Annotated in this window: 27 protein-coding genes and 1 riboswitch; of the genes, 7 read left to right on the forward strand and 20 right to left on the reverse strand. The window is 56.9% G+C overall.

Annotation, left to right across the window (positions count from 1 at the left end):
* Positions 1 to 21 precede the first annotated feature (21 nt).
* From VGK23_03345 to VGK23_03380, 8 genes are read right to left on the reverse strand one after another with little or no spacing between them, the layout of a single operon-like run.
* Positions 22 to 609 (reverse strand): cobalt-precorrin-7 (C(5))-methyltransferase, encoded by a 588-nt coding sequence (locus tag VGK23_03345; protein ID HEY3419564.1) that lies wholly within the window; start codon positions 607 to 609, stop codon positions 22 to 24.
* Positions 606 to 1,613, reverse strand: a complete 1,008-nt coding sequence (locus VGK23_03350) for a cobalt-precorrin-5B (C(1))-methyltransferase (protein HEY3419565.1) — start codon at positions 1,611 to 1,613, stop codon at positions 606 to 608. Before VGK23_03350 ends, VGK23_03345 begins: the two co-directional genes overlap by 4 nt.
* Positions 1,603 to 2,271: a precorrin-8X methylmutase gene (locus VGK23_03355; protein HEY3419566.1), complete on the reverse strand. Its 669-nt coding sequence runs from the start codon at positions 2,269 to 2,271 to the stop codon at positions 1,603 to 1,605. Before VGK23_03355 ends, VGK23_03350 begins: the two co-directional genes overlap by 11 nt.
* Positions 2,219 to 3,007: a precorrin-3B C(17)-methyltransferase gene (gene cobJ / locus VGK23_03360; protein ID HEY3419567.1), complete on the reverse strand. Its 789-nt coding sequence runs from the start codon at positions 3,005 to 3,007 to the stop codon at positions 2,219 to 2,221. The genes VGK23_03355 and cobJ overlap by 53 nt, the downstream gene beginning before the upstream one ends.
* Positions 2,982 to 3,851: a cobalt-precorrin 5A hydrolase gene (gene cbiG, locus VGK23_03365; protein ID HEY3419568.1), complete on the reverse strand. Its 870-nt coding sequence runs from the start codon at positions 3,849 to 3,851 to the stop codon at positions 2,982 to 2,984. The genes cobJ and cbiG overlap by 26 nt, the downstream gene beginning before the upstream one ends.
* Positions 3,848 to 4,561: a cobalt-precorrin-4/precorrin-4 C(11)-methyltransferase gene (locus VGK23_03370; GenBank protein HEY3419569.1), complete on the reverse strand. Its 714-nt coding sequence runs from the start codon at positions 4,559 to 4,561 to the stop codon at positions 3,848 to 3,850. The genes cbiG and VGK23_03370 overlap by 4 nt, the downstream gene beginning before the upstream one ends.
* A 2-nt stretch (positions 4,562 to 4,563) precedes the next feature.
* Positions 4,564 to 5,172, reverse strand: coding sequence for a cobalt-factor II C(20)-methyltransferase (locus VGK23_03375; GenBank protein HEY3419570.1), 609 nt, complete (start codon positions 5,170 to 5,172; stop codon positions 4,564 to 4,566).
* Positions 5,173 to 5,181: 9 nt separating this feature from the next.
* Positions 5,182 to 5,733, reverse strand: a complete 552-nt coding sequence (locus VGK23_03380) for a methyltransferase domain-containing protein (protein HEY3419571.1) — start codon at positions 5,731 to 5,733, stop codon at positions 5,182 to 5,184.
* A 204-nt stretch (positions 5,734 to 5,937) separates the two neighbouring features.
* Here VGK23_03380 and VGK23_03385 point away from each other — a divergent pair, with 204 nt between their 5' ends.
* The 7 genes from VGK23_03385 to VGK23_03415 are packed head-to-tail and all read left to right on the forward strand — an operon-like array spanning position 5,938 to position 12,496.
* The gene (locus VGK23_03385; protein ID HEY3419572.1) at positions 5,938 to 6,561 is read left to right on the forward strand and encodes a bifunctional precorrin-2 dehydrogenase/sirohydrochlorin ferrochelatase; all 624 of its coding nucleotides are present in this window, start codon (positions 5,938 to 5,940) and stop codon (positions 6,559 to 6,561) included.
* On the forward strand, positions 6,545 to 7,867 hold the full coding sequence (hemA, locus tag VGK23_03390) for a glutamyl-tRNA reductase (GenBank protein ID HEY3419573.1): 1,323 nt from the start codon (positions 6,545 to 6,547) through the stop codon (positions 7,865 to 7,867). The genes VGK23_03385 and hemA overlap by 17 nt, the downstream gene beginning before the upstream one ends.
* Complete coding sequence (hemB, locus tag VGK23_03395; protein ID HEY3419574.1) at positions 7,836 to 8,777, forward strand: porphobilinogen synthase; 942 nt, start codon at positions 7,836 to 7,838, stop codon at positions 8,775 to 8,777. Before hemA ends, hemB begins: the two co-directional genes overlap by 32 nt.
* Complete coding sequence (hemL, locus tag VGK23_03400) at positions 8,777 to 10,057, forward strand: glutamate-1-semialdehyde 2,1-aminomutase (protein ID HEY3419575.1); 1,281 nt, start codon at positions 8,777 to 8,779, stop codon at positions 10,055 to 10,057. The genes hemB and hemL overlap by 1 nt, the downstream gene beginning before the upstream one ends.
* The gene (gene hemC, locus VGK23_03405) at positions 10,054 to 10,935 is read left to right on the forward strand and encodes a hydroxymethylbilane synthase (GenBank protein HEY3419576.1); all 882 of its coding nucleotides are present in this window, start codon (positions 10,054 to 10,056) and stop codon (positions 10,933 to 10,935) included. The genes hemL and hemC overlap by 4 nt, the downstream gene beginning before the upstream one ends.
* Positions 10,932 to 11,681, forward strand: coding sequence for a uroporphyrinogen-III C-methyltransferase (gene cobA, locus VGK23_03410; GenBank protein HEY3419577.1), 750 nt, complete (start codon positions 10,932 to 10,934; stop codon positions 11,679 to 11,681). Before hemC ends, cobA begins: the two co-directional genes overlap by 4 nt.
* On the forward strand, positions 11,678 to 12,496 hold the full coding sequence (locus VGK23_03415; GenBank protein HEY3419578.1) for a uroporphyrinogen-III synthase: 819 nt from the start codon (positions 11,678 to 11,680) through the stop codon (positions 12,494 to 12,496). The genes cobA and VGK23_03415 overlap by 4 nt, the downstream gene beginning before the upstream one ends.
* A 92-nt stretch (positions 12,497 to 12,588) precedes the next feature.
* Here the strand turns inward: VGK23_03415 and nikR are convergent, their stop codons facing one another.
* The 12 genes from nikR to trpD form a co-directional block, all read right to left on the reverse strand.
* Complete coding sequence (gene nikR, locus VGK23_03420; protein ID HEY3419579.1) at positions 12,589 to 13,023, reverse strand: nickel-responsive transcriptional regulator NikR; 435 nt, start codon at positions 13,021 to 13,023, stop codon at positions 12,589 to 12,591.
* 123 nt (positions 13,024 to 13,146) lie between these two features.
* Positions 13,147 to 13,950 carry an ABC transporter ATP-binding protein gene (locus VGK23_03425; protein HEY3419580.1) on the reverse strand — a complete coding sequence of 268 codons (804 nt, stop codon included), beginning with the start codon at positions 13,948 to 13,950 and terminating at the stop codon, positions 13,147 to 13,149.
* The gene (cbiQ, locus tag VGK23_03430) at positions 13,938 to 14,675 is read right to left on the reverse strand and encodes a cobalt ECF transporter T component CbiQ (protein HEY3419581.1); all 738 of its coding nucleotides are present in this window, start codon (positions 14,673 to 14,675) and stop codon (positions 13,938 to 13,940) included. Before cbiQ ends, VGK23_03425 begins: the two co-directional genes overlap by 13 nt.
* 43 nt (positions 14,676 to 14,718) lie before the next feature.
* Positions 14,719 to 15,714: an energy-coupling factor ABC transporter permease gene (locus tag VGK23_03435; GenBank protein ID HEY3419582.1), complete on the reverse strand. Its 996-nt coding sequence runs from the start codon at positions 15,712 to 15,714 to the stop codon at positions 14,719 to 14,721.
* 133 nt (positions 15,715 to 15,847) lie between these two features.
* Complete coding sequence (locus VGK23_03440) at positions 15,848 to 17,119, reverse strand: CBS domain-containing protein (GenBank protein HEY3419583.1); 1,272 nt, start codon at positions 17,117 to 17,119, stop codon at positions 15,848 to 15,850.
* A gap of 11 nt (positions 17,120 to 17,130) precedes the next feature.
* Positions 17,131 to 17,328, reverse strand: coding sequence for a hypothetical protein (locus VGK23_03445; protein ID HEY3419584.1), 198 nt, complete (start codon positions 17,326 to 17,328; stop codon positions 17,131 to 17,133).
* Entirely contained in the window at positions 17,329 to 18,534 is a 1,206-nt protein-coding gene (locus VGK23_03450) for an NRAMP family divalent metal transporter (GenBank protein HEY3419585.1), read from the reverse strand.
* Positions 18,535 to 18,755: 221 nt separating this feature from the next.
* Positions 18,756 to 18,936: riboswitch (M-box (ykoK) riboswitch) on the reverse strand.
* Between the two features lie 134 nt (positions 18,937 to 19,070).
* Positions 19,071 to 19,913, reverse strand: coding sequence for a tryptophan synthase subunit alpha (gene trpA, locus VGK23_03455; GenBank protein HEY3419586.1), 843 nt, complete (start codon positions 19,911 to 19,913; stop codon positions 19,071 to 19,073).
* Positions 19,910 to 21,088: a tryptophan synthase subunit beta gene (gene trpB, locus VGK23_03460; protein HEY3419587.1), complete on the reverse strand. Its 1,179-nt coding sequence runs from the start codon at positions 21,086 to 21,088 to the stop codon at positions 19,910 to 19,912. Before trpB ends, trpA begins: the two co-directional genes overlap by 4 nt.
* Positions 21,088 to 21,711 carry a phosphoribosylanthranilate isomerase gene (locus VGK23_03465; GenBank protein ID HEY3419588.1) on the reverse strand — a complete coding sequence of 208 codons (624 nt, stop codon included), beginning with the start codon at positions 21,709 to 21,711 and terminating at the stop codon, positions 21,088 to 21,090. Before VGK23_03465 ends, trpB begins: the two co-directional genes overlap by 1 nt.
* On the reverse strand, positions 21,708 to 22,493 hold the full coding sequence (locus tag VGK23_03470) for an indole-3-glycerol-phosphate synthase (protein ID HEY3419589.1): 786 nt from the start codon (positions 22,491 to 22,493) through the stop codon (positions 21,708 to 21,710). The genes VGK23_03465 and VGK23_03470 overlap by 4 nt, the downstream gene beginning before the upstream one ends.
* Positions 22,493 to 23,497 (reverse strand): anthranilate phosphoribosyltransferase, encoded by a 1,005-nt coding sequence (trpD, locus tag VGK23_03475; GenBank protein ID HEY3419590.1) that lies wholly within the window; start codon positions 23,495 to 23,497, stop codon positions 22,493 to 22,495. Before trpD ends, VGK23_03470 begins: the two co-directional genes overlap by 1 nt.

A 23,497-nucleotide genomic window follows, 5' to 3' on the forward strand; every position in this document is an offset into this window, starting at 1 on the left:
TCTGCCTCGCGATGTCCGGCCTCATCTTTGCACCTGCGTCACGATGAGCGAGAATAGTTCTGAGGAGATCGCCGGCGGCCTCAGGTTGTCCCCGAACCCGATCGATTCGTTCTCATAGCCCAGGTTCTCGCATACTATGATCTTGCAGGATACGCCTTGAGCCGTGAGTCCGGAAGCGAACCTGGTGATATCGAACATTGGATCGGCCAGAAGGAACACGGCCCGGCCTTTGGTGATCTCTTCTGCCACCTCTTTGGTGACATCCTCCTTTCCTTTGCTATGGACCGAGATGACCAGTCCCTTCTCCAGGGGAAGCTTCAGCCTGGCGAAGGCCAGCTGCATGGATGATACCCCTGGGATGACCTCATCGCCCAGATGGCCCAGGCCGGCCAGCATCGGGTCCCCGGTGGAAAGCACCACCGAGTCCTTGGGAAGCCTTTCAAGATTACCGTAGTCCCTGATCACCTCTATCCGGCATTCCTTCCCGATGTGCGGCTTGGCAAGGAGAATCGATCTTTCCGATCCGAAGATCATGGTCGCCGCCTCTATCGCCTTCACAGCCTCTTTTGTGAGCATTCCCGGGCCGCAGCCCACGCCCACGACGATCATCCGCTGTCCCCCAGGATCTTCCCGTCCCGGCCGACCAGGACCACACGCAGGTCCTCCCTGACGGTCTTGGCGCTATGAAGCGCAGACTCCATCCGTTCCTTCCACCGTTCGTCCATCATCATTTCGTCCACTGTTACACATCCAGTTCCTTCCAGGATATCAGGGTCAAGGAACTTGAGTATCAATCCGGGCATTCCGCAGAGGACCACGTTACCATTCGCTTCCTTGATCGCTTGGCCCATGTTCACCCCTACCAGAACGGATTCCCTTTCCGGGAAAAGGAGGCGTGAATACCTCAATCCGGTCCTTCCGGTGGTCAGTACCACAGGCCCGCCCTGCCTGATCCTTTCCATGACCGATGTCTCCACGTGGTCGTCCCACGGTTCGACAAGACCGGTGGAGCCGAGGATCGAGATCCCCCCGACTATGCCGACCTTTTCATTCATGGTCCTTTTGGCCCTCTCTGCCCCGTTCCTTATCGTCAGATCGAGGTCCGCCCCCTCCAGACCCAGGTCCTTCAGCGCATCGGCGGCCGCCCTTTCGATGCTGATCGACGCATTCCTGCTGACCGCAGCGTCCCCTTCTGACATGCCATTGAACGCCCTGGTCAACCGTCCCACACCCTTACCGTATTTGATCCTGAGCCCCTCGTCCCCTGATTTGGCCAGGCAGACGAACTCGGCTCCCGACGTGGCATCGGTGAGATAGTCCCCGGAATACTTGCTGCAAGTTCCTATGCCCCACATGCCAGCGCAAGGAACGTTCACCCGGAGACCGCAGGAGAGGTCGATCTGGACCGAGTGGACCTCCCGACCTAAGGAAAGGATCGCCGCTTTGCAGGCGGCCGAGGCGGTGGTTCCGGTGGTAAATCCCCGCCGGAGCACTCTACCGGAGGAAGTCAGGACCGCCAGTCCTTCCGCGACCTGCCGGAGGCCTTCCTGGTCCTGGCATCTGTCCGTCCACGCCTGCGGATACTCGAAGCCGGTGACCGGATCACTGGGCATGCTCCCTCTCGCTGAAGATGGTGATGATCTCGTTCAGGGCTGCCACCGCCACCGGGGTCCCTCCCCTCGTTCCCTCGACGGATATGGACGGGACAGGGACCGTGCGCAGCAAGGCCTTCGATTCGGCCGCGTTCACGAATCCCACCGCACAGCCGATGACCAGCGCTGGCCTTTTTCCCTGTTTGATCATGTCGCACAGGACCAGCAACGATGAGGGCGCATTGCCAATGACGATGATGGCTCCGTCCACCTCGTCCTTCAACGCCCCGATCCCGGCGGAGGTACGGGTGATTCCCGTTTCCCTCGATATTTCCTGTCCGTAATCTAGGAAACATTTCACCTGGGAGCGATGACCTTTCTTCTGGATGCCCACCTGGACCATCCTTATATCGACCAAGATCGGCGCTCCTTCGGCCAAGGCCTTCAGCCCGGAATCTATCGGGTCGCCTTCGAAGCGCAGGAGCTTGGCCATCTCGAAATCGCCCACCGCTATGGAGCATCGTTGCTTGATTCGATCCTCTTCGGTGGCCGACCCCAGCGCAGTTCGGGCAAGGGCGCGGCTTCGGGATGATATGGAGAATCCTTCCTTCGTGTCCGCTCCTAGGTCAATATACGTACTTTCTGTCGTAGCCTCTCGGTGTGATGATCCCTCTGACATCGTCCCCCTCCCTCCATGTCCTGCTTTCCGAATTCCCTATGATGACCGTGGAATGCATGTCGACGAACGAATCGTCCTCTGCCAGCGCTCCCAGGTCGGTGATCTTGGTCGTCTCTCCCTGACGGTAGGCGTTCTTCACGATCCCCACAGGCGTGCTCTTCGGCAGCTTCGTCAGCATCTTCTCGACCGTTTCCTTGAAATGCGCCTTCCGCGTCTTGCTCTTCGGATTGTACAGCACCACAGGTACATTCATTTCCAGTGCCAGACCGATCCTTTTCTCGATCAACGCCCAGGGCGTTAGAAGGTCGCTCAGGCTGATGACCATGAAATCACTGGACAACGGAGAACCTAACCGCGAGGCGGCGGCGGTGGCTGCCGTTACCCCGGCGATGACCTCGTACTCCACCTCTATGCTGTTCCGCTCCATCACTTCCAGCACGATGCTTGCCATACCATAGACGCCAGCGTCTCCCCCGCTCACCATGGCCACCTTATGCTCTTTTGCCAGGTCGACCGCCTTCCTGGCCCTTTCGACCTCCTTGCCCATCGAGCTCATGATGACCTTTTTGCCTTCCAATGTGCCTTCCAGCAGGTCGATGTACATCCGGTTCCCAATGACGTATTCCGATTCCCGGATGGCCGCCAAAGCCCGCTCTGTCAGCATATCGATGCTTCCCGGGCCGGTCCCGACGATGAACAGTTTTCCAGTCTCACTTTGCGATCGCGATTGTGACATTCCCCTCTGCCCTCCTCTCCATTACCAATTCATGATGTTTCGAAAGAGCCAACGCCGACGGCTCAGCCACGCCCACCAGGCCGATGAGGCCGGCCTTGGAAGGCGTTACTCCCTGGTTCGAATTGATTGTCTCGTCATCGACGAAGACCAGATCTCCGCCTAGCTCATAGACCGCTTCGATCAGTCCCTTCTCTCTTCTCTTCTTGACCGTGGTGGAGTACGCCAGGACGTCGTCGGCCCCAATGCCCACATCCTTCAACGTTCTGTTCACCAGGTCCACGATCTCTTCCTTGGTCGTTCCGGTGTTGCATCCCAGCCCAACGATGTGGCTTCCCTTTCTGAAAAGGATCGAGACCTTCGGCCCGGCTATGACCACCGCAGGCCCTTCTATCGCATGGACCGGCACATCCCCTTCCAGGAAACCCCTGTTCACCGCTACGGTCGATTTTGGGTTCATTATTGTCAAGCCATGTTCTTCCATGATCATCTCGACCGATGCCTTTCCGTTCGCCTCGGTGGCCGTCGTTATTACCGGTTCGGCCCCGATCCCGGCTAGCCTTTTCGCCAGCTCATTGGCCCCATGGTGCCCTCCGACCAAAGGTATGGCATAACGAAGACCGGACGGAACCACGACGACCGCGGGGTCGGTCCATTTGTCCCGGAGCAACGGTGCGATCTTGCGCACGACGATCCCCATCGCCATGACCGCGACTATGTGCTTGCCTTCCCGGAACGCGTTCTCAAATGCCCTATCGTCATAGAGGACCAGTTCAGCCCCCAGATGCTCGGCGACGAGTGCGGCGTCCTCATCTCCGGCAAAACCGATGACTTGCGCCTCGCTCATGAATATAGCACCGAGTTCTTGTAGCGCTGTTCAGGATCGACTATCCCGCCGATGAGGATCAGGGCCGTCTTCTCGATCCCTGCCTCTCTGGCCTTGGAACAGATATCACCCACGGTGCCTTTGACCACTTTCTGGTCGGGCCAGGAAGCATGATAGACGACGGCCGCGGGCGTGTCCTTGGGACACGTCACCTTATCCATGATGTCCTCCATCTTATCGGTGCCAAGGAAGATGACCAGCGATTCCCCTCGACCAGACAGTTCCGCGATCTTGTCGGACTCCAGTGTGGCTCCGGCCGGCCTGGTCACGATGAGGGTGTCAGACACTCCTTTTAGCGTCAACTGGGTCTTTAGAGCGGCGGCAGCAGCGAACATCGAAGAAACCCCGGGAACGATCTCAACATCGATGCCCATGGCCTTGAGGTCGAAGATCTGCTCCACTATCGATCCGAAGATCGAGGGGTCGCCGCTATGCAGCCTGACCACGCGTTTGCCCTTGGACAGGCCATCTACTATCGCTCTGGTCGTCTCCTCCAGGCTCATGCCCCAGCTGTCCAATTTTATCTCGGCCGGTGATCGGTCGACAATGACCGGATTGACAAGGGAACCTGCATAGATCAGTACGTCTGCCCGCATGACCAGGTCCATCCCCTTTACGGTGATCAAATCCGGATCCCCTGGCCCTGCGCCCACGAATTGAACGATCGCCATATTCATCGCCTCGCGAACATTATCGAGAAATAGTCGCTGTGCTCGGGCATTTCCTCTTCTGTGTAGATCTTCTCTCCTGACATGTAGATCCTTTCCGCCAAGTGGAACTCTCGGTAGCCTTGTTCCTTCAGCTCGAGCATCTTATCCCGAGGATGCCTTACTTTTAGCAACACCATACTCTCAGGCTCTGATCCGTCAGAGACCACGAATCCACCGTTGATCGACAGCCCCGCCACACGAGAGGCGAACGCGGTGATGGAGCTGATCCCTGGCTCCACCTCGAACTGTATCTCTGGATATTTGGCATACATGATGTGGCACAGCCTTGAGAACGTGGAATAGAAACTCGGATCTCCGATCATTCCGAAGATAACCATCCCTTTCTTGGCGAATGGTGCTATCCGTTCGCCCTGGGCCTCTAGCCTCTTCCTTATGAGGTCCTCATCCCCGGTCATCGGAAAGTCGAGGACTTCCGGTTCCACGTGGTCCCTTACCAGTTCATAGGCTATTTTTCCCGGAACGAACACTTTGTCCGCTGATTTGAGAAGCCTCACTGCTTTCAGAGTGAGCAGCTCTTTGTCCCCTGGCCCTAACCCTAGTCCGATCAGCATTTGAATCCCCTACCTTTCCCTGCACCCTACTATGATAAAGACCGGATCGATCGGTTTGAACATCATCGATCCCGCCAGTTGATATGATCTGGCAACATTGACCTGGAGGGCCTCTTTGAAGGTTCCAAGTCTATTCATTGTCGACACCGCGTCCTCCAGCGTTCTGGTTAGGACCGCATTGACCACCACGGTCCTGACCTTCAGTCGGTCAAGCTCCTCCAAGGTCTCCTTCAGCCCTTTGGAACCTCCAAGGAATGCCACATCGATCTGCGGGTCGTTCCTCAGGTACTCCGCGGCAGTGCAATGGTGGAAATCGATGTTCTTTGAACCGGCCTTTTCAGACTCAAGTCTGGCATACGCAATCGCCTCGGCCCGGATATCGACCGCATCGACCTTTGCGCATATCTTGGCCGCCTCGATGCTCACTTTTCCCGTCCCGCAGCCTAGATCTGCGAAAATATCCTCTCTGCGCAATCCCGACTTGAATAGCGAGACTGCGAGAACTTCGTCCTGCGTAGGTCCTCCCGGAAGCGTCATTTGACCCTGAGTTGGATAATACATCCAACTCCTATAAAACATTATTGGATGTATCATCCAATTAGTTCCACTCTGGGTCATTGACTGCAAGGGTTTAGCCCTGTCCAGATGTTAGGGAATAAGATTATAGAATGCTTCAAATAAGCCTCTTCTGTATGTCCTTTTCTGGATAGGTCCGATTATCGGAAACGTCAGGAATTAGGGAGACGAACGCCGGTGTTACCGTTAATGTTAGACGCACGCGGGAAGCGTGTCATCGTGTTCGGGGGCGGGGAGGTCGGGTTACGCAAGGCTCTGTTCTTTGCCCGTGAGGCCGATGTCACCGTAGTAAGTAGGACCTTCGTTCCAGGGTTCGGATCGGTCGAAAAGGAAGTCAAGAGGATAGAATCAGAGATCGGTACCGAGCAGGAAGCATTGATCGACGTTTCCGATTTTGTCATCATTGCCACAGGTGACCGCGAGCTGAATGACAGGCTAGAGGCCAGAGCAATTGGGTCTGGCAAGTTCTGCAATCGAGCGGACGGGATATCGTCGTTCCTCATCCCTTCCGTTGTAGAGCGGCGCAACTTCCTGGTAGCGATATCCACCATGGGCAGGAGCCCCGCGATGTCCCGCTACCTCAGGAGAGAGGTCGAGGCGAACCTCGGCGCGGAGATGTCCCTGATGATCGATCTTCAGGAGGAACTGAGAAAGAAGGCCAGGTGCCTCATTCCAGGCCAGCTGGAAAGGGAAAGATTCCTCTGGAACGTCCTGGGAGATGAATCCATATGGGAAGCGCTAGGTCATGACCCGGACCAGGCTAAGATCATAGCGTTCAGAAAGCTGGAGGCGGAACGTGCAGACCATATTTAGTGCCCATATCACCCACAAGAGCGCCGGTCTTGATCAGATGGAGGCCATCGGCGGCCAGGAACCGGTCGAGATGCTGCACGACATAATGGCCTTGGAAGGGGTCAAGGAGTGCGCCCTGCTCAAGACTTGCAACCGGGTGGAGATCTATACCGTCACCGAGGAGTATGGGACCACCAGAAAGAAGGTGGAGGAGTACATCAACGGATTCATACCGTTCAACAACCATGAGAACCTGGTCCAGTTCCTGACAAATATGGACTCCGTCCGGCATCTCCTGCGAGTATCGAGCGGTCTGGAGTCTATGATAATCGGCGAGGACCAGATCCAGATGCAGGTGAAGGAGTCCTTTGACCGGGCACTTCATGAAAAATGCCTCGGCCCGGTGCTCTCACTGGTGTTCCGAAAGAGCATAAGTGTCGGGAAGAAGGTGAGGACGGAGACCGGCGTCAACAAAGGATGCGTCTCCATCGGGTCCGCCGCGGTCGAGATGGCCGAGTCAAAGCTGGGCAGCCTGAAGAACAAGAACGTCCTGGTGATCGGGGCGGGAGAGATGGCCACGCTGATCGCCAAACATCTGATAGGGAAGGGTCCGGAGACGGTCTTCGTTTCCAATCGCACCTATTCGAGGGCGGTCGAGCTGGCCTGGGCGCTGAATGGAAAAGCGATACGTTTCGACGCTCTCAATCATTTCCTGGCCCAATCGGACGTGGTTCTGGTGGCCACCTCGGCCTCTCACATGGTCCTGGAGAAGCGCCATCTCGAATCGGCCATGTCGTTGAGGGAACAAAAAGGTCCAATGCTGGTGATCGACGTTTCGTTCCCGCGCAACGTCTCTCTGGACATTCAAGAGGTTCCGGATGTCCAACTGTACGATATCGATGGCCTAAGGGACGTGGCACAGGAGAACGTCATGCGCAGGAAAAGCGAAATGCGCAGCGCCGAAAGGATAATCTCCGAGGAACTGGACCTACTGGACAGATCGCTGGAGGAGATGAGGGCCGGGCTGATGCTGAGCCGACTATACCGTAAGTTCAACGAGATACGCGAGAGAGAAGTGATCAAGGCATCGAACAGATTGGCTTCGGGGGAGGATGCTCATGAGGTCATCGATGATTTCGCCAGGTCGCTGATGAACCGCTTCCTGGCCGATCCGACAGAAGTGATCAAATGCGCCACCAGGAATGGGGACGACCGCCTGCTGGACACGACGATGGAATTGTTCAAGATAGAGGGTGATGTAGGTGTTTCCGGAGTGCAGACCGAGAAGATTGCGGATGAATGCCACGGTTCGGGAGATGGTCCGTGAGACCAGGCTGTCGACGAAGGACCTGATAAGCCCCATCTTCGTGGACGAGAACAGTACCAAACCGAAGGAGATCCAGTCCATGCCGGGGGTATTCAACCTTCCGATGGACCAGGTCGTCAATGAAGCCAACCAGGTCTCTCAGCTTGGGATACCGGCGGTGTTGCTGTTCGGCATTCCGAAGAAAAAGGATGAGGGGGGCAGTGAGGCCTGGAGCGCCGCCGGCGTGGTCCAAAGGGCCATCAGGGAGATCAAGAACGGGTCCGATGTGGCAGTGATAGCCGATCTCTGCCTTTGCGAGTATACATCGCATGGTCACTGCGGGGCTGTGAAGGACGGTCAGGTGATGAACGATGAGACGATCGAACTGTATGGCCGCACCGCGGTCGCCCAGGCCAGGGCCGGAGCCGACATGGTCGCTCCAAGCGGAATGATGGACGGTCAGGTGTTCGCCATCCGCAGGGCGCTGGACGAGGCCGGTTTCGAGGACGTGCCGATCATGTCATATTCCGCAAAATACGCCTCGGCGTTCTACGGACCGTTCCGGGATGCCGCCCAATCGACCCCTCAGTTCGGGGACCGACGGACGCATCAGATGGACCCAGGGAACGCGCGGGAAGCGTTGAGGGAGATGGAAGAGGATCTGGTGGAGGGCGCGGACATACTGATGGTAAAGCCTGCCCTGGCATATCTGGACGTAATAAAGGAGGCGAGGGCGAGGTTCGATGCCCCTATCGCCGCCTACAATGTCTCAGGTGAGTATTCGATGATCAAGGCGGCCGCCCGCAACGGCTGGATAGACCATGACCGGGCGATGATTGAATCTCTGACATCGATAAAACGTGCTGGAGCCGACATGATGATCACGTATTTTGCCAAGGATGCTGCGAAGCTGATCAGGGGCGGTAACTGATGAACGAAAGGAGCAACTCCAAAGCATTGTTCGAACAGGCCAAGGAACTGATCCCCGGTGGTGTGTCCAGTCCGGTCCGGGCCTTCCAGCCGTATCCTTGTTACATCAAAGCTGGCAAAGGGAGCAGGATAACCGATGTGGATGACAACGAGTACCTCGATTATTGCATGGCCTACGGTCCTTTGATCCTAGGTCATGCCTACCCGAAGGTCGTCGAGGCCATCAGGTCCCAGGCAGACCTGGGCACCCTATACGGTGCGCCGATAGAGAAGGAGATCGAATTTGCCCGCCTGATCAACCGCTGCTATCCATCCATGGAGATGATGAGGTTCGTGAACTCGGGGACCGAGGCGACCATGCATGCCATCCGATTGGCGCGCGGTTACTCCGGGCGCAAGAAGATCATCAAGGTGGAGGGGGCGTTCCACGGTTCGCACGATGCCGTTCTGGTGAAGGCCGGTTCAGGCGCAACGACCCATTCGATACCAGATTCCGCAGGAGTGCCCGAGGAGGTGACCAGGAACACCCTGATCGTTCCCTACAATGATCCTGATTCAGTGATCCGTTCGATCAGGGAGAACAGGAACGAGGTGGCGGCCATGATCCTGGAGCCGGTAATAGGTAACGCCGGGCCGATTCTGCCCAAGGAAGGGTACCTCAGGCATCTGCGGGAGATAGCCACCGACGAGGATGTGCTGCTGATCTTCGACGAGGTCATAACCGGCTTCAGATTGGCCTTGGGCGGGGCCCAGGAGCATTATCACGTCCGACCGGACATCACCACTCTGGGCAAGATCGCCGGGGGCGGTATGCCCATAGGGGTCTTCGGGGCCTCAAAGGAGATCATGGGCAGGATATCGCCATCGGGCAATGTCTACCAGGCAGGAACTTTCAGCGGCAACCCCATGTCCTTGACCGCCGGCATCGAGACGGTCAGAGAGCTCGCCACGATCGGGCACGAATCACTGAATGCCAACGGCGAGCGGTTGAGGCAAGGGTTGGAGGCGATACTGAACGAGTTCCATGTCCGGTATCGGGTCTCGGGCATCGGGTCAATGTTCCAGGTGTTCTTCACGACCGGCGAGGTCAATAACTATCAGGATGCGAAGAGGAGCGACTCCGTCCTGTTCATGAAGGTGTTCCATAAGCTGTTGGAGAACGGGATATACCTTCCTCCCTCGCAATATGAGACGAATTTCCTTTCCACGGCGCACACTGAATCGGATGTAGATGACACCGTAAGCGCTTTCGCCATGGCACTGGGGGAGGTGACCAGATGATCCTGGGAACTAGGGGCAGCAGGCTGGCAATGGCCCAGTCCGATATGGTCCTGAAGCTGATGAGGGAAAGATATCCGGAGGAGATGATGGAACTGAAGATCGTCTCCACCGTCGGCGATCGCGTCAGAGACCAGCCCTTGGCATCCCTGGGCGGCTTCGGTGCTTTCGTCAAGGAGCTGGACAATAAGATCCTCTCGGGAGAGATCGACATCGCGGTGAACAGCCTGAAGGATATGCCCGTGGTGCCGACGGAAGGCACCGAGATAGCCGCCATCCTGCCCCGCGGGAATGTGGAGGATGTGCTGGTCTCGACCGTCCCTCTCGAGCGCATGCCGCCAGGTTCTGTCATAGGCACGTCCAGCGTAAGACGCCGCTGTCTGCTCCTTAACCTGCGGCCAGACCTGGTGGTCAAGGACCTCCGGGGCAATGTGCCGACCAGAGTGGGAAAGATGAGGGACGGGACCTTCGATGGCATAGTCCTGGCAAGGGCTGGAATAGAGAGGCTGAACCTCGACTGCAAGATGTACGTCCTGGACCCGGAGCAGTTCATCCCCGCCGTCGGGCAGGGGGCGATAGCCATAGTGTGCAAGGAGGGTTCTCCGTACTCACGGATGCTGGCGGCCTTCGACGATGCGGACACCAGGACATGCGTGGAGGCGGAACGGTACGTGATGAGGTCGCTGGGAGGGGGGTGCTCGATCCCTATCGGGATCTGGGCGACAAAGAGCGACATCTCGCTCCGTCTGCGCGCCATCGTCATGGACTCGGATGGAATGACATCCTTCCGTCTGGACCGCTCGATCGACATTGGATCACTGGATGAGGGCCTTGATTCGGTGTCCAAAGAGCTCTTGTATGCCTGGGAGTTGGTCAAATGAGGATCAAAGGTGAGGTTTACCTGGTGGGTGCCGGTCCCGGCGATATGGAACTGATCACCGTCAAAGGAATGCGACTCATCGGGGAGGCGGACGTGTTGGTTTATGACTCGCTGATCGGCATGAAGCTGCTGGATTCTGCCCGTCCGGATGCGGAACTGATCGACGTGGGCAAGCGGGGTTCATTCCACAAGGCGGAACAGGAGGAGATCAACCAGATACTTGTGGACAAAGCAGCCGAAGGGAAAATGGTGGTCCGGCTGAAGGGCGGGGACTCCTTCCTGTTCGGCAGGGGCGGGGAAGAGGCGGAGGCACTTCGGGCGGCCGGAATAGCCGTGCACGTGGTGCCTGGTGTTTCCGCATCGTTGTCCGTTCCGGCCCTGTCCGGGATCCCGGTGACCCACCGCGATATGGCCTCGATGGTCACCATAGTGACCGGTCATGAATCCGCCCTGAAGGACTCGGAGGTCCTGGACTGGTGCAACCTGGCTAAGCTCGGGGGTACCATCGTGATCATGATGGGCATGTCCAACCTCGCCAAGAACATGGAGCGGCTGGTCTCAGGTGGGATGGATCCCGAGATGCCTGTCACCGTCATCGAGAAGGGAAGCACGCCCGAGCAGAGAACGGCATGTTCGGACATCTCCCACATCGCGGCGGAATGCCGTACCCGAGGGATATCCTCGCCCGCGGTGATCGTGGTGGGAAAGGTGGCCGCCCTCGGCAAGACCCTGGGGGATCTTCGTTGACCACCATCGCCATCCTGAGGCCTTCCGACCGAATGGAAGAGTCGGTCGATCTGGCCAGAAGTATGGGGTTCGACACCGTGTTCGCCTCGCCCATCGACCTCAAGACGAACGACACGCCGGAGTTCGCCGCCTTCCTCCAGGGCCTGGCGAACGGTGATGTGGATATCGTCGTTCTAACCTCGTCCACCGCCGTCAAATCGACGTTCGAACTGGCAAGAAAACATGGCCAGGTGGAGGAGCTCAGCCGAGGGCTGCGCCAAATAAAGGCGATCGCCATCGGTCCGGTGACCGCCAGGGCTGCGGAGAACGAGTGGATCAAGGTCGACACACTTCCCGAGAAGTTCACCTCGGAAGGGTTGGTGACCCTGCTGGCCAAAGAGCACATCGAAGGCAGGCAGATCGTTATCTTGCGGTCCGATCAGGGCTCCGAGGTCCTGAAGAAGGGGCTGGTCGGTCTGGGGGCGAGCGTTCAGGAGATAGTGGTCTACAAGCTGTCCAGGGTGAAGGCGGGACGGCCGCTGCTGGACGCCTTCTACAAAGGGGTCCGGGGGGACATCGACGTGTTCGCATTCACAAGCTCCATGTCCGCCAAGTCGTTCATTGACGAGGCCAGGAAGCACTACACCGATGAAGAGGTGGACGACATGCTGGATTGCGCGATCGTGGCGGCCATCGGCGAACCGACGAAGCAGACCCTGGAGGACATGGGGGTAAGGGTGGACGTGATGCCAGAGAAGGCGACCTTCGAGGATCTTCTAAAGGCCGTCGCCAGCTCTGTCAAGGGAGAACGGTCCAAGGTCCGATCCAGTCATTGAGCGAATGGATCGGATATGTCACGAAGGGAACGGAACCGGTCCTTTCAGCATCCATATTTACTTCACTTCGAAGCATTCCCGGAATACCAGGATCACTCATGCTCGTGCTTGTGGTCCACCGGTTCACCCGACATCAGCACCGGTTTGCCCTGGGTTATTCCCTTTATGCTGTTGATCGCCTCGGAGAGCTTGGTCACTTCCTTCATGGAACCATGAACGACGAGCACCTCAAGACATTTTTCCGTATCCAGATGGATGTGGATGGACGATGATATTATATGGTGATGTTTATGCTGGACGGCCATCAACCCTTCGTTGACGCCGCCTTTGGTATGATCGTACACCAGCGTGATGGAGCCCACGGTATGGGCCTTGTCATCTTTCAGGGTCTCTTCTATTAGCATCCCTTTTATCAGATCACGGATGGCCTCAGAACGGGTGGCATATCCTTTTCTTTCGATGAGCTCATCGAAGCTCGTCAAAAGGTCAGGTTCGACAGAGACGCCGATTCTGGTTACGTAATCCATGAAGGCAAAAAGAGGTTACCTGATAAAATAACTTTCATCTCGAACCCGGCCTTGCCCATCTGATACCATCTTTGCATGACCGAGGTGAAGCAATGAGCTGCTTCTTTCACTATCCCATTGCTTCTAGCGTAACAATTCCTCCAACGCCTCGTCAACGTTGAGAGGGGGTACGAACGACCTACCGGTCCTTTCTGCCCACGACTCCATCAGCCTGGAGAAGGAAGGCAGTTCAAGCCTGGCCTCTGCCAGCATCTTCTTGTCCTTGATCAGCTTGCGGAAATCGCCATCGAACAATATCGTCCTCTTCAGAACGATGACCCGGTCGGTGAGCTCGAACGCGACCGAAAGATCATGAGTAGCCAGGACGATCGTCTGGTCGAGAGAGTCGAGCACGTTCACCAGGTCCCTCTTGCCCTGCGGGTCCAGATTGGCCGTCGGCTCATCGAGCAACAGGGTCGGGGGAGACATCGCCAGCAAACCAGCAATGGCCACCCTCTTCTTCTCACCGGTCGATAGGCGGTGAGGCACCCGGTTTCCGTATTCCTCCACCCCTGCCTGGCGCATGGCATTCCTCGTCCTCTCCACCACCTCGTTCTCTGGCAATCCCATGTTCAGCGGGCCGAAGGTGACGTCCTCGAACACCGTGGGCATGAAAATCTGATCATCGGGGTCCTGGAACAGGAGGCCGACGTTCTTCCTTGCCTCCGGTGCCGACCTCTTGGTGAGCTCCACACCCCCTATGGATGCCTTTCCCTCGGTGGGAATGAACAGTCCCGCCATTATGTGAAGGAGCGTGCTCTTTCCGGCGCCGTTAGGTCCCACCAACGCCACCCTTTCGCCCTTACCGATGGCGATATCTAATCTCTCGATCGCGTTATCCGATTCTGGATATCTGTAGGAAACACCTTCCAGCCTTATGGATTCCATAATGATCCCCCATGCTGAAGCATTATCGACGATAGGCATACCAGTACGAACATCGATGCGAATACCGCGTCTTTTGCTCCAACCTTGCTCTTCCTCAACGTTCTCACGTTCCCGGAATATCCCCGTGTTAGAAGCGCATCATAGATGTCGGTGGCTCTTTGGCTGGAGCGAACGAACACCATTCCGACGGTATTGGAGATGGTCTGGAATGCTCTCTTCTCGAACAGGTGCTTGCCACCGCTAAATCCCCGGGCCTTCCTCGCCATCTTCATCCGGTCAGATTCATCGCGCAATATGAAGATGAACCGATAGGTGAACAATATCAGGATCGCCAGTAGCTTCGGCATCCTGAACCACCGGAATGCCGACATCATTTCGAAGAAAGGTGTGGTGGATACCAGCAGGATCAATGCGAGGACCGAGGCGGATATCCTTACCGCCATGGCCAACGCGTTCCAGGGATTCGACGTCAAGAAGACCGTGATCGCCGCAAAGATGATGAAGGGAACCGCCAAAATGAAGTTCTCGCCGATGTGGTGCATCGGGACCCTAGAGACGATACTAAGGATCAGCACGAATGCCAAGATGAACAGCAGGGCGGTTATGTTCTGCAGAAGGGCGGTCACCACCACGAGGAAGATGGTTGATGCCAGTTTTACCCTTGGATCGAACCTGTAAAGAGTGGAACGGGTGGCGAACCGGTCAAGTTCATCGTGTTCGGACACTCTGTCATCCTCTCATATTTTCCTTGCTGATCGGTCTTTCGACCTACGCTTCACTTTCCCGGTCGGGTTTCATCGATCTTGCGGTCCTGGACCTCTTGACCGCCCAGTATGCCATGATCGAGATCAATATGATCCCAAATCCGATGATGCCGGCGAGCAATACTCCGCCATAACCGTTACCGTAACCGAGGATCGATGTGAAGAGCGGTTCGATCTCGTGGACACCAGCACGTTCCATGGTGACCTCGAGACCATCGCCGTAGGCAGCCGAGAATGAGAAGAAGCCGATGAGCCCGACCGCGAAGGCCAGGATGATGCCGAACGCTGCTTTGACATAGCCCTTGGCCGGGATGCTCTTCGCTCCCGCGATCCCGTCTTTTATCCTCAGAATGCCCGGTGAGACCTTGGCCAGATACAACACTACGCCGCCGGTTATCGCCGCCTCTCCGATCCCGATGAGGACGTGATATCCGAACATCGCCGGTATCGCAAATCCAGCCGAGATACCATAGGCCCCATTGGACAGTTCGTAGCTGAGGGACAGTTCGAGGGCGCAGGCCAGCGCCGCCATGACCACCGATAGCCATGCCGCCAAAAGCATGCCGACCTTGTCCATCCTGCCGGATAGGAACCTGGTCGTGGTCCAGCCGATGAACGGGGCTATGACCGCCATGTTTGCCAGGTTGAGGCCCAGCGCGGTTATTCCGCCATCTCCGAACACAAAGCACTGGATCACCAAAATGGCCGTGATCACAACGATCGCGGCATAGGGCCCGAGCAATATAACCGCCAGCGTGGCGCCGATCAGATGACCGGTGGTCCCGCCGCCCACCGGGAAGTTGAGCATCTGGGCGACGAATATGCCCGCGGCAAGCATGGCCATGAACGGAATGGCCCTCTCATCGATGTTCTTGTTGAGCTTCCAGATCGCGATGGCGATGACAGGGACCGCAACGATCCATCCGAGGATGAGGACTTCGGGGGACATGAGGCCATCGGGGATATGCATGCTCTGATCTCCGTAGCACGATTGTGCCATTCGTGTTCTCTCCTCATGCCACCATCCTATATATGAATTGGCGTAACAAGCTTCTGAATATTGTGTTATTTTTTGGGGTTTGCGAGTTCTGTTTTCAGTCAACCAACGTAGCTACGGTTAGCCCATCTCGATCTCATTCAACGAAATGGTGAGTTAACCTCATCACATCGCGGTAAGGGACCACTCCGAGTATCTTCTCGTTCTCGTCCACCACCGGTATCGCCCGGAAATCATACCTGGAGAACAGTTCCGCTGCTTCCTTCAATGTGCTGTTGGGGCCAAGGGCGATCACGTTCGTTATCATCACATCCTGGAGCAAAGCTTCATCCGGCGCTTCCAGCAGCTCTTTGATGTCCAGCACGCCGAGTAACTTATCGTTTTCGTCGACCACATAGAAGTACATGACCACCATCTTGCCCTTGGCCAACTTTGGGTAATCGTTCTGGATATCGTCAGTGGTCTTATCTCCCGGCGCCCTGATGAACCGTGAGGTGGCATAATTGATGGCCTTTTCCTCCACCTTCTCCATAATGGAGCGGACCTTGGTGGCGAGGTTCGGGTTGATCTTGGCCATGAGCGTCTCGGCCTCATTACGGGGTAGTGCGCTCAACAGATCGGCAGCCTGTCCCGAGGTCATCTCATCAATAAGTTCGACCACGCGGTCCTTCTGCATGTTCGAGACCATTTCTCTTTGAACGTTTGGATCGATCTGTTCCAGCGTATCGGAGGCGTGTTCTGTTTCCAGCTGATCGAACACGATAAGCCTTTGGTAATGGTCGAGTTCCTCCAAAATGTCAGCCACATCTGCCGGTTGCATTTCGGCTAACTTTTCCTTGAGTATCTTGAGCTTGACCTCACCCTTGAACGAGGACATGTTGGGAGGCAAAGGCTGAACGATCGTCCAGGGGATCATGTTCTCATGCATCTTATCGGCCGCCTGTCTCAAATCGGCTGTTCTCCTGAAGCCCAACCTCCTCCATCTTCCATAGCGGCTGGAATCCACAGCTGTCACATACAACCGATCATTACGCGAGATCAGCTGGAGGTCGTAAACCACTTCGACCTCCGTATCCTCGAGGTCCAATATCTTCTTGTCCAGGATGTGATCCTTTAATAGAAGTGCATCTTCCTGCGGTTCGGCCTGGAAGTATTTCGGATCATCGATTCCGATCACGACCTTATCCTTTTCAAAGGATACTACCTTTTCCCAGGGCACAAGCAACGCCGGGTTGCCGAAAGGACGGATGACAACGATCTGGGTCACTTCTGGGATGGCTCCATTCCCCCTGATGACCAGGTCATTGAGCTTTCCGATCTTCTTCCCCTTCCATTCCACTCGGCTGTAAAGGATCTCGCTCAGGTTGTAGCTCTTATCGGATTGTGCTCTGTTTCCATTCCCGTTCATTTTGACCGCCCCTAAATTGAAGTAAAGAACTTGAAAGCGAGAAGAAGCAACATCCCGATCAGATACAACCTCAACAGTAGCAACGCCCACTTCACCTGTTTGGTCATCTTGATCCTAGGTGTTTTGTACTTCTCCGTGATCTCCACGAATGGCCTTAACCTGTCCCGCAGAAAGCCCCGGATAATGCCGGTGGGTTTTTCCTCATCCATTTAACCACCTCCTAACAGACCGGGGAAAAGCGTGGTCAATGCGTACATGGTCGAAAGTGCGATGATGAGCGCCACGATCCCGAACCCTATTATGTTCTGAAATCTGGTGTTCTTGTACTTGCCCATTAGCTCCTCGCTGTTCAGAAGAAGAAGCAAGAACACAAGAGCGGCCGGAAGCAACGTCACAGCGATCACCTGGACAAATAGGGTGACTGTCACCAGGGTCGCCTGGGTTGAGAGGAGCACGACCCCACCCGCGGTGACCAGCATGAAGAAGTAGAAAATGTAGAACCAGGGAGCCTCACGGATCTTGTGGTTTAAGGAATGGGCCCATCCGAAAACTTCTCCGACCGCCCAAGAGCTAGCCAGAGAGATCGCTATCGCTCCGAGAAGACCGGCGTCGAACAGACCAATCGCTAGGAACGTGCCGACCCAATAGTCAATGCCCTGCAATGCAACGGCGGCCTGGGCTGCGCTTCCGATGTTCTGCCCGTAGAGTAATGTCCCGGTCACTATGATCAAGAACACGGCGACGACCACGGTCAAGATAGCGCCCATGGCGGTATCCATTTTGCCGAACGGGATGTCCTTCTCTTTCATTCCCTTGTCGACCACTGAGGATTGCTGAAAGAACAGCATCCAAGGGGCGATGGTCGTTCCGATGTTCGCCATAAGCAAAAAGAACAGCGCGGCCAGCGGTCCCGCAGGAATGTTCGGTATCACCCCACCCAACACCGTTGATACATTGGGGTGCACCAGGAACGCGGCCGGAACATAGATGAGGTTGAGGACGCACAGGACGAGAACGATCTTTTCCCAGGTCCAATACTTACCATTCATGACCAGCAATATCATGAATACCGATACGACCGCCACAGTGATGACCGGTGGAATTCCGAAAATGCTCAGTGCCGCGGTCATTCCGATGAATTCGGTGATCAGCGTGAGCCAATCGGTCAACGCTAGGTCGGAAAGCGAGAACCAGCCCCAGAATGAGCCGAATGCATCGAAGATCGCCTCCGCATGGCCGCGTTTAGTCACCGCTCCTAACCTCACGGTCATTTCCTGCACGAAGTAAGCAATAGGACCTAGTAGAATTAGGAACCAGATCAGACTGTATCCGTATTGGGCGCCGGTCACGGAGTATGTGGTTATTCCACCAGCATCATTGTCGGCCACCATGACGATGATCCCGGGACCTGCCATTAGCAGATAGATCTTGAGGGTCTTGATGAATTTTCGATAGCGATAGTATGAACGGGCCCCTAAGGAGATGCTAGAATTCCTCGATTTCCCAAATTCCCCGGACCCTTCACCCTTTTTCCTTTCCCACATCTATTACCCTCCTAGCCATTCAGAAAGGACCCTTGCTTCTCAGGAGGTTTCGGGGTGTGTGAGATTTGGCAATAGTGGTTGGGGCTATTGATCGAACACGCTCCTAGTCCAGTTTTGGCTCCGTAGAACGTAGAGTGAATGGCCGGGTCCGGTCACTCAGCTGCTTCGGGCAAAGCCTTAGTCCGGCAATGCCTACTTTACCCATTGGCATCTTTCGACGTTTCTGGGCAGCAGCCTATGTTTTTACGGTAACCTCACCTAACAAGGTGTTCTTGTCTGGCTTCATCAATGCTGATGAAGTAGAGGGGTATTGGAGATTCGCTATTTAATAGCGAGGTATCACCAGAAAAATACCTGAATAGACGGCGATTTCAGAGAATTACCGGACCGCATCTTTAGGTCAGAACTCACTTTTTCCGGCTGCCTGATTTAAGCTCCTTTACGAAATCCCGGATTTCGTGAGGCTTGACCCCGTCGATCATCCTGGAAAGTATCGCCGAACCGACGATCACACCGTCCGCCCCCATGGCGGTGATCTCTTCGACGTGTTCCTTCGTCGAGATGCCGAATCCCACCGCCAGCGGCAGGTCCCCTGCAGCCTCCTTGGCCCTTTCGATCAGGGTCGGCAGATTCTCGCTCAGTTCGCCTTTCGCCCCAGTCGTGCCCAGCCGGCTGACCAGGTAGAGATATCCGCTCGACCGTCCGGCGATATGCATCATTCTGTCCTCGGAAGTGGTCGGTGCTATCAGCTGGATCAGATGGATGCCCTCGTTCATGCAGAGCATCTCCAGGGTCAGTGATTCCTCCATGGGCAGGTCGGCCACGATAAGCCCGTCCGCCCCCGCTTCCTTGGCCTGCCTGACGAACTCCTCCTCGCCCATCCGGAAGATGGGGTTGTAGTAGCCCATCAGCACGATCGGGACATCGCATTTTTCCCTTACCCGGGCGGTCAGTTCCAGGACCCTCTTCGGGGTCACTCCGGCCCTCAACGCCTCGTCGCTCGCCTTCTGGATGACCGCCCCGTCGGCCATGGGGTCACTGAACGGGACGCCGATCTCTATGACATCGGCACCGCCCTCGGAACATGCGAGTATGTAGCTCAGCGATGTCTCGAAGGAAGGAAATCCTCCGGTAAGGTACACGATCAATGCGCTCTCATCGCGCTCCTTGCAGTTACGGAACGCTTCCTCCACCCGGCCCGCCGTCCCCGACCGGTCGTCCGGTCTATGGCAACGCTTTTGCACAGTCATTTGATCAATCCCATATTGAACACTGTCTCGAGGTCCTTGTCCCCCCGGCCGCTTACGGTGATGACCACGACCTGGTCGGCGTCCATCTCCTTGGCCCTCTGACAACCAGCATACACCGCATGTGCCGATTCGAGGGCAGGTATTATGCCTTCCAGCCGGGACAGTTCGACGAAAGCTTCGAGCGCCTGCTCATCGGTGATTCCTACGTACTCGGCGCGCTTAATATCTTTCAGGTAGGAGTGCTCCGGACCGACCCCGGGGTAGTCGAGACCGGCGGCGATGCTATGCGCCTCATGCACCATCCCGTCCTTGTCCTGGAGCAGATAGGACTTCGAGCCTTGGAACACGCCTACCGATCCGGCCGAGATCGAACAGGAGTGTTTCCCCGTCTCGATCCCGCATCCGGCCGCTTCGGCCCCCAGGAACTTCACGCCCCTGTTCTTGATGAACGGATGGAAGGTCCCGATGGCGTTGCTGCCGCCGCCCACGCAGGCCACGAGCAGGTCCGGGAGCTTCCCCTCCTGTGCCTTCAGTTGCCTCTTGATCTCCTTGCCTATGATGCTCTGGAAATCGCGCACCATCATCGGATAGGGGTGCGGACCGGCCGCCGTCCCGAACATGTAGTAGGTCGTCTCGACCGACGCGGCCCAGTCCCGGAACGCCTCGCTTATGGCATCCTTGAGCGTCCTGGAGCCGATCTGGACCTCGTTGACCTTGGCCCCCATCAGGCGCATGCGGAACACGTTCATCCGCTGACGCTTGACGTCATCCGCGCCCATGTAGATCTCCGCATCCATGCCCAGGACCGCCGCGGCCATGGCGGTTGCCGTGCCATGCTGCCCGGCACCGGTCTCGGCGATGATGCGTTCCTTGCCCATGCGCTTCGCCAGGAGCGCCTGACCCATGACGTTGTTGAACTTGTGGGCGCCTCCGTGGGCAAGGTCCTCCCTCTTCAGGTAGATCTTGGCCCCGCCGTACTTCTCCGTTAGGCGTCTGGCGAAATAGAGCGGCGTCTCCCTGCCGCCGTAGTTGACATTGTACCAGCTGAGCTCGTCCTGGAATGTTTTGTCGTTCTTGACCCTTTCATATGTGGCCTCGAGCTCTATCAGAGCCGGCATGAGTATCTCCGGGACGTACTGTCCGCCATACTCGCCGAACCTCGTTCTGTCAGACATCAGTGAACACTCCTTGCGTTTGAGATGAACATCTCGATCAGGTCTATGGACTTGCGGCCGCCGGTCTCCACTCCGGACGATACGTCCACGGCGAACGGATGCACCGCCATGATGGCATCGACGACGTTGCCTGGGTTCAGTCCCCCCGCCAACACCACTGGGAACGGGTCCACTGCCTCCACGATCTCGGCGCTTACGGTCCAATCGTGTTTGACCCCGTTCCCCCCGAACGAGGGGGAGGCAGTGTCGAGCACCAGCCCTGAGCATTTCCCGACCAGCTTCTGGGACCGCTCCAGTTCGTCCCCCCAGCCCACCGGTTGAAGCGCCCATACATCGCATGGGACCGCGTTGGCGATGGCCTCCACGTCATCCACCTCCATCACCGAGTGAAGCTGGAGCACGTCCGGTTTCAGGACCCTGACGATCTGCTTCAGGACCTCTTCGCTCTGGCAGGTGGTGACGATGACCTTCTTGCACTTCGCCATCGACATCAGCTGCTCCGCTCTGGATATGGTGAGCTCCCTCCGGGAATTGGTCTCGACGATGAAGCCGACGTAATCCGCCTTGCGCGAAGAGATGATGTCCTCTTCCCTGAGCATTCCGCAGACCTTCACCTTGATCATCTTGGCACCACCAGGCCTCTGAGCCGGTTCTCCGGGTCCGCTGACGCCGCCAGCTCGGTCCCTATCAGGACCCCGGCCGCCCCGCTTTTACGGATCTCCTCGACCTGTTCCCGGGCGGAGATACCGGACATCACTATGATCGGTCTTGTCTTGTGTGCCAGGTTGTTCAGGAGCCTGACCCCCTTGCCATCCTCGATGGCCATGGTCCTCAGGTCCCTTTGGTTTATCCCGACGACGTCTGCCGAACTCTTGAGGCATTGCAGCAGCTCGATCTCGTCCGCCGCCTCGAGCAGCACCTCCAGTCCCCGGTCATGGGCATGCCCGATGAGGGCATCCCTCTGTACCTTGACCATATGGGAGGAGAACAACCTCTGAATGAGAAGGATGGCGCTGGCACCGTGCCTGGCGGCCGCCTCGACCTGATTCCTGGAGATCACGAAATCCTTCATGATGACCGGGACGGGATGTGACGATGCCTCGTCCAGCAACCCAAGGCTGCCCTTGAAGAACTTCGGTTCCGTGAGGACCGAAAGGGCGGTGGCGCCGCCTCTGAGGTAATATGCGATAAGCTGTCCCGGGTCATGAAGGGCGATGTTGCCGTTGGAAGGTGAGGCCAGCTTCACCTCGGCGATGATCGGGAAGTGTTTAGAGCACTGGAGCGCCTTGGCCAGGGACCGGCGCACCGGACGTATGTACGGAGTGGCCGCCTCGATGTCGTAATAGTCGGACGCCACCAATAGCTCGGCGTTCCTTACCAGCCTTTCCAGTGTGTCTTCCGGCATCACTGCTCAGCCCTGCTCATCTCTATGAACTCGGTCAGAATCCTCATGGCCTTCCCAGAATCGATGGACATGCTTGCCATATCGATTCCCTCCTCGATATTCTTAACCCTGTCGCAGGCGAAGAGGGCACTTGCGCTGTTGAGCACCACCATGTCCCTTCTTGGTCCCGGTGAGCCGGAAAGCACACGGCGGGCCGCCTTGGCCGACAGGTCCGGCGTCAGTTCGGAGATCACTTCCGGCCTCGGGGGATCGAACCCTAGGGATTTTGGGGCGATCTCGATCTGCTCGGTCCTGCCGCGGTCGAGCAGCACCGCCTGGGTCGTACCAAGTGTCGACACCTCATCCATACCAGGGAACCCGTGGACCACGAGCGCACGCCGGATGCCCAGCTCGTTCATTATGCCAGGCACGATGTGCAGCAGCTTTGGATCGTAAACTCCCATCAGCTGCATCCGGTCCGCCTCGACCGGGTTGATCAAAGGGCCGATGATGTTGAAGACCGTCTTGGACCGGAGCTCTTTCCTCACAGCGGCGACGTTCCTCATCGCCGGGTGGTAATGAGGGGCGAAGAGAAAGGTCATGCCTATCTCGTCCAGCATCTTTTCGGCCAGTTCCGGTCCGATGATCGGGTTCGCGCCAAGCGCGGTAAGCAGGTCAGCGCTTCCGCAGACCCCTGAGCTGGACCGGTTGCCGTGTTTGGCCACTGGCATTTCACATCCGGCAACGACGAAGGCGGAAATGGTGGAGACGTTAAATGTGCGGAAGGAGGCTCCCCCCGTACCGCAAAGGTCGGCCACCGTTCGGTGCCTAGTATGCACCTTGACGGAGGCGGCCGCAAAGGCTTCCGCGAAAGCCCTGATCTGCTCGGGGGTCTCGCCCTTTACGGCCAACGCAGTGAGCGTGGTCAGCATCTCCTCGTGCGACGCCCTGCCGGAGACCATGTCCTCTGCCAGTTCTGATATGCTCGTTCGACGGATATCGGTTCTGGTCATTGATTCGATCAT

It is taken from the genome of Methanomassiliicoccales archaeon (genome assembly GCA_036504055.1).
Taxonomy (GTDB): Archaea; Thermoplasmatota; Thermoplasmata; order Methanomassiliicoccales; family UBA472; genus DASXVU01.

What these genes read in the sequence shown, in the direction of transcription:
- VGK23_03385 (HEY3419572.1), top strand. Translation starts at nt 5,938, where the DNA reads ATGTTAGACGCACGCGGGAAGCGTGTCATCGTGTTCGGGGGCGGGGAG.
- VGK23_03450 (HEY3419585.1), bottom strand. Translation starts at nt 18,534, where the DNA reads ATGGCAGGTCCCGGGATCATCGTCATGGTGGCCGACAATGATGCTGGT.
- trpA (HEY3419586.1), bottom strand. Translation starts at nt 19,913, where the DNA reads ATGACTGTGCAAAAGCGTTGCCATAGACCGGACGACCGGTCGGGGACG.
- hemC (HEY3419576.1), top strand. Translation starts at nt 10,054, where the DNA reads ATGATCCTGGGAACTAGGGGCAGCAGGCTGGCAATGGCCCAGTCCGAT.
- hemB (HEY3419574.1), top strand. Translation starts at nt 7,836, where the DNA reads ATGAATGCCACGGTTCGGGAGATGGTCCGTGAGACCAGGCTGTCGACG.
- trpB (HEY3419587.1), bottom strand. Translation starts at nt 21,088, where the DNA reads ATGTCTGACAGAACGAGGTTCGGCGAGTATGGCGGACAGTACGTCCCG.
- cobJ (HEY3419567.1), bottom strand. Translation starts at nt 3,007, where the DNA reads ATGTCACAATCGCGATCGCAAAGTGAGACTGGAAAACTGTTCATCGTC.
- cbiG (HEY3419568.1), bottom strand. Translation starts at nt 3,851, where the DNA reads ATGAGCGAGGCGCAAGTCATCGGTTTTGCCGGAGATGAGGACGCCGCA.
- VGK23_03445 (HEY3419584.1), bottom strand. Translation starts at nt 17,328, where the DNA reads ATGGATGAGGAAAAACCCACCGGCATTATCCGGGGCTTTCTGCGGGAC.
- hemL (HEY3419575.1), top strand. Translation starts at nt 8,777, where the DNA reads ATGAACGAAAGGAGCAACTCCAAAGCATTGTTCGAACAGGCCAAGGAA.
- VGK23_03465 (HEY3419588.1), bottom strand. Translation starts at nt 21,711, where the DNA reads ATGATCAAGGTGAAGGTCTGCGGAATGCTCAGGGAAGAGGACATCATC.
- nikR (HEY3419579.1), bottom strand. Translation starts at nt 13,023, where the DNA reads ATGGATTACGTAACCAGAATCGGCGTCTCTGTCGAACCTGACCTTTTG.
- VGK23_03370 (HEY3419569.1), bottom strand. Translation starts at nt 4,561, where the DNA reads ATGGCGATCGTTCAATTCGTGGGCGCAGGGCCAGGGGATCCGGATTTG.
- VGK23_03435 (HEY3419582.1), bottom strand. Translation starts at nt 15,714, where the DNA reads ATGGCACAATCGTGCTACGGAGATCAGAGCATGCATATCCCCGATGGC.
- VGK23_03375 (HEY3419570.1), bottom strand. Translation starts at nt 5,172, where the DNA reads ATGCTGATCGGACTAGGGTTAGGGCCAGGGGACAAAGAGCTGCTCACT.
- trpD (HEY3419590.1), bottom strand. Translation starts at nt 23,497, where the DNA reads ATGATCGAATCAATGACCAGAACCGATATCCGTCGAACGAGCATATCA.
- cobA (HEY3419577.1), top strand. Translation starts at nt 10,932, where the DNA reads ATGAGGATCAAAGGTGAGGTTTACCTGGTGGGTGCCGGTCCCGGCGAT.
- VGK23_03470 (HEY3419589.1), bottom strand. Translation starts at nt 22,493, where the DNA reads ATGCCGGAAGACACACTGGAAAGGCTGGTAAGGAACGCCGAGCTATTG.
- VGK23_03350 (HEY3419565.1), bottom strand. Translation starts at nt 1,613, where the DNA reads ATGCCCAGTGATCCGGTCACCGGCTTCGAGTATCCGCAGGCGTGGACG.
- VGK23_03355 (HEY3419566.1), bottom strand. Translation starts at nt 2,271, where the DNA reads ATGTCAGAGGGATCATCACACCGAGAGGCTACGACAGAAAGTACGTAT.
- VGK23_03425 (HEY3419580.1), bottom strand. Translation starts at nt 13,950, where the DNA reads ATGGAATCCATAAGGCTGGAAGGTGTTTCCTACAGATATCCAGAATCG.
- VGK23_03345 (HEY3419564.1), bottom strand. Translation starts at nt 609, where the DNA reads ATGATCGTCGTGGGCGTGGGCTGCGGCCCGGGAATGCTCACAAAAGAG.
- VGK23_03440 (HEY3419583.1), bottom strand. Translation starts at nt 17,119, where the DNA reads ATGAACGGGAATGGAAACAGAGCACAATCCGATAAGAGCTACAACCTG.
- VGK23_03380 (HEY3419571.1), bottom strand. Translation starts at nt 5,733, where the DNA reads ATGTATTATCCAACTCAGGGTCAAATGACGCTTCCGGGAGGACCTACG.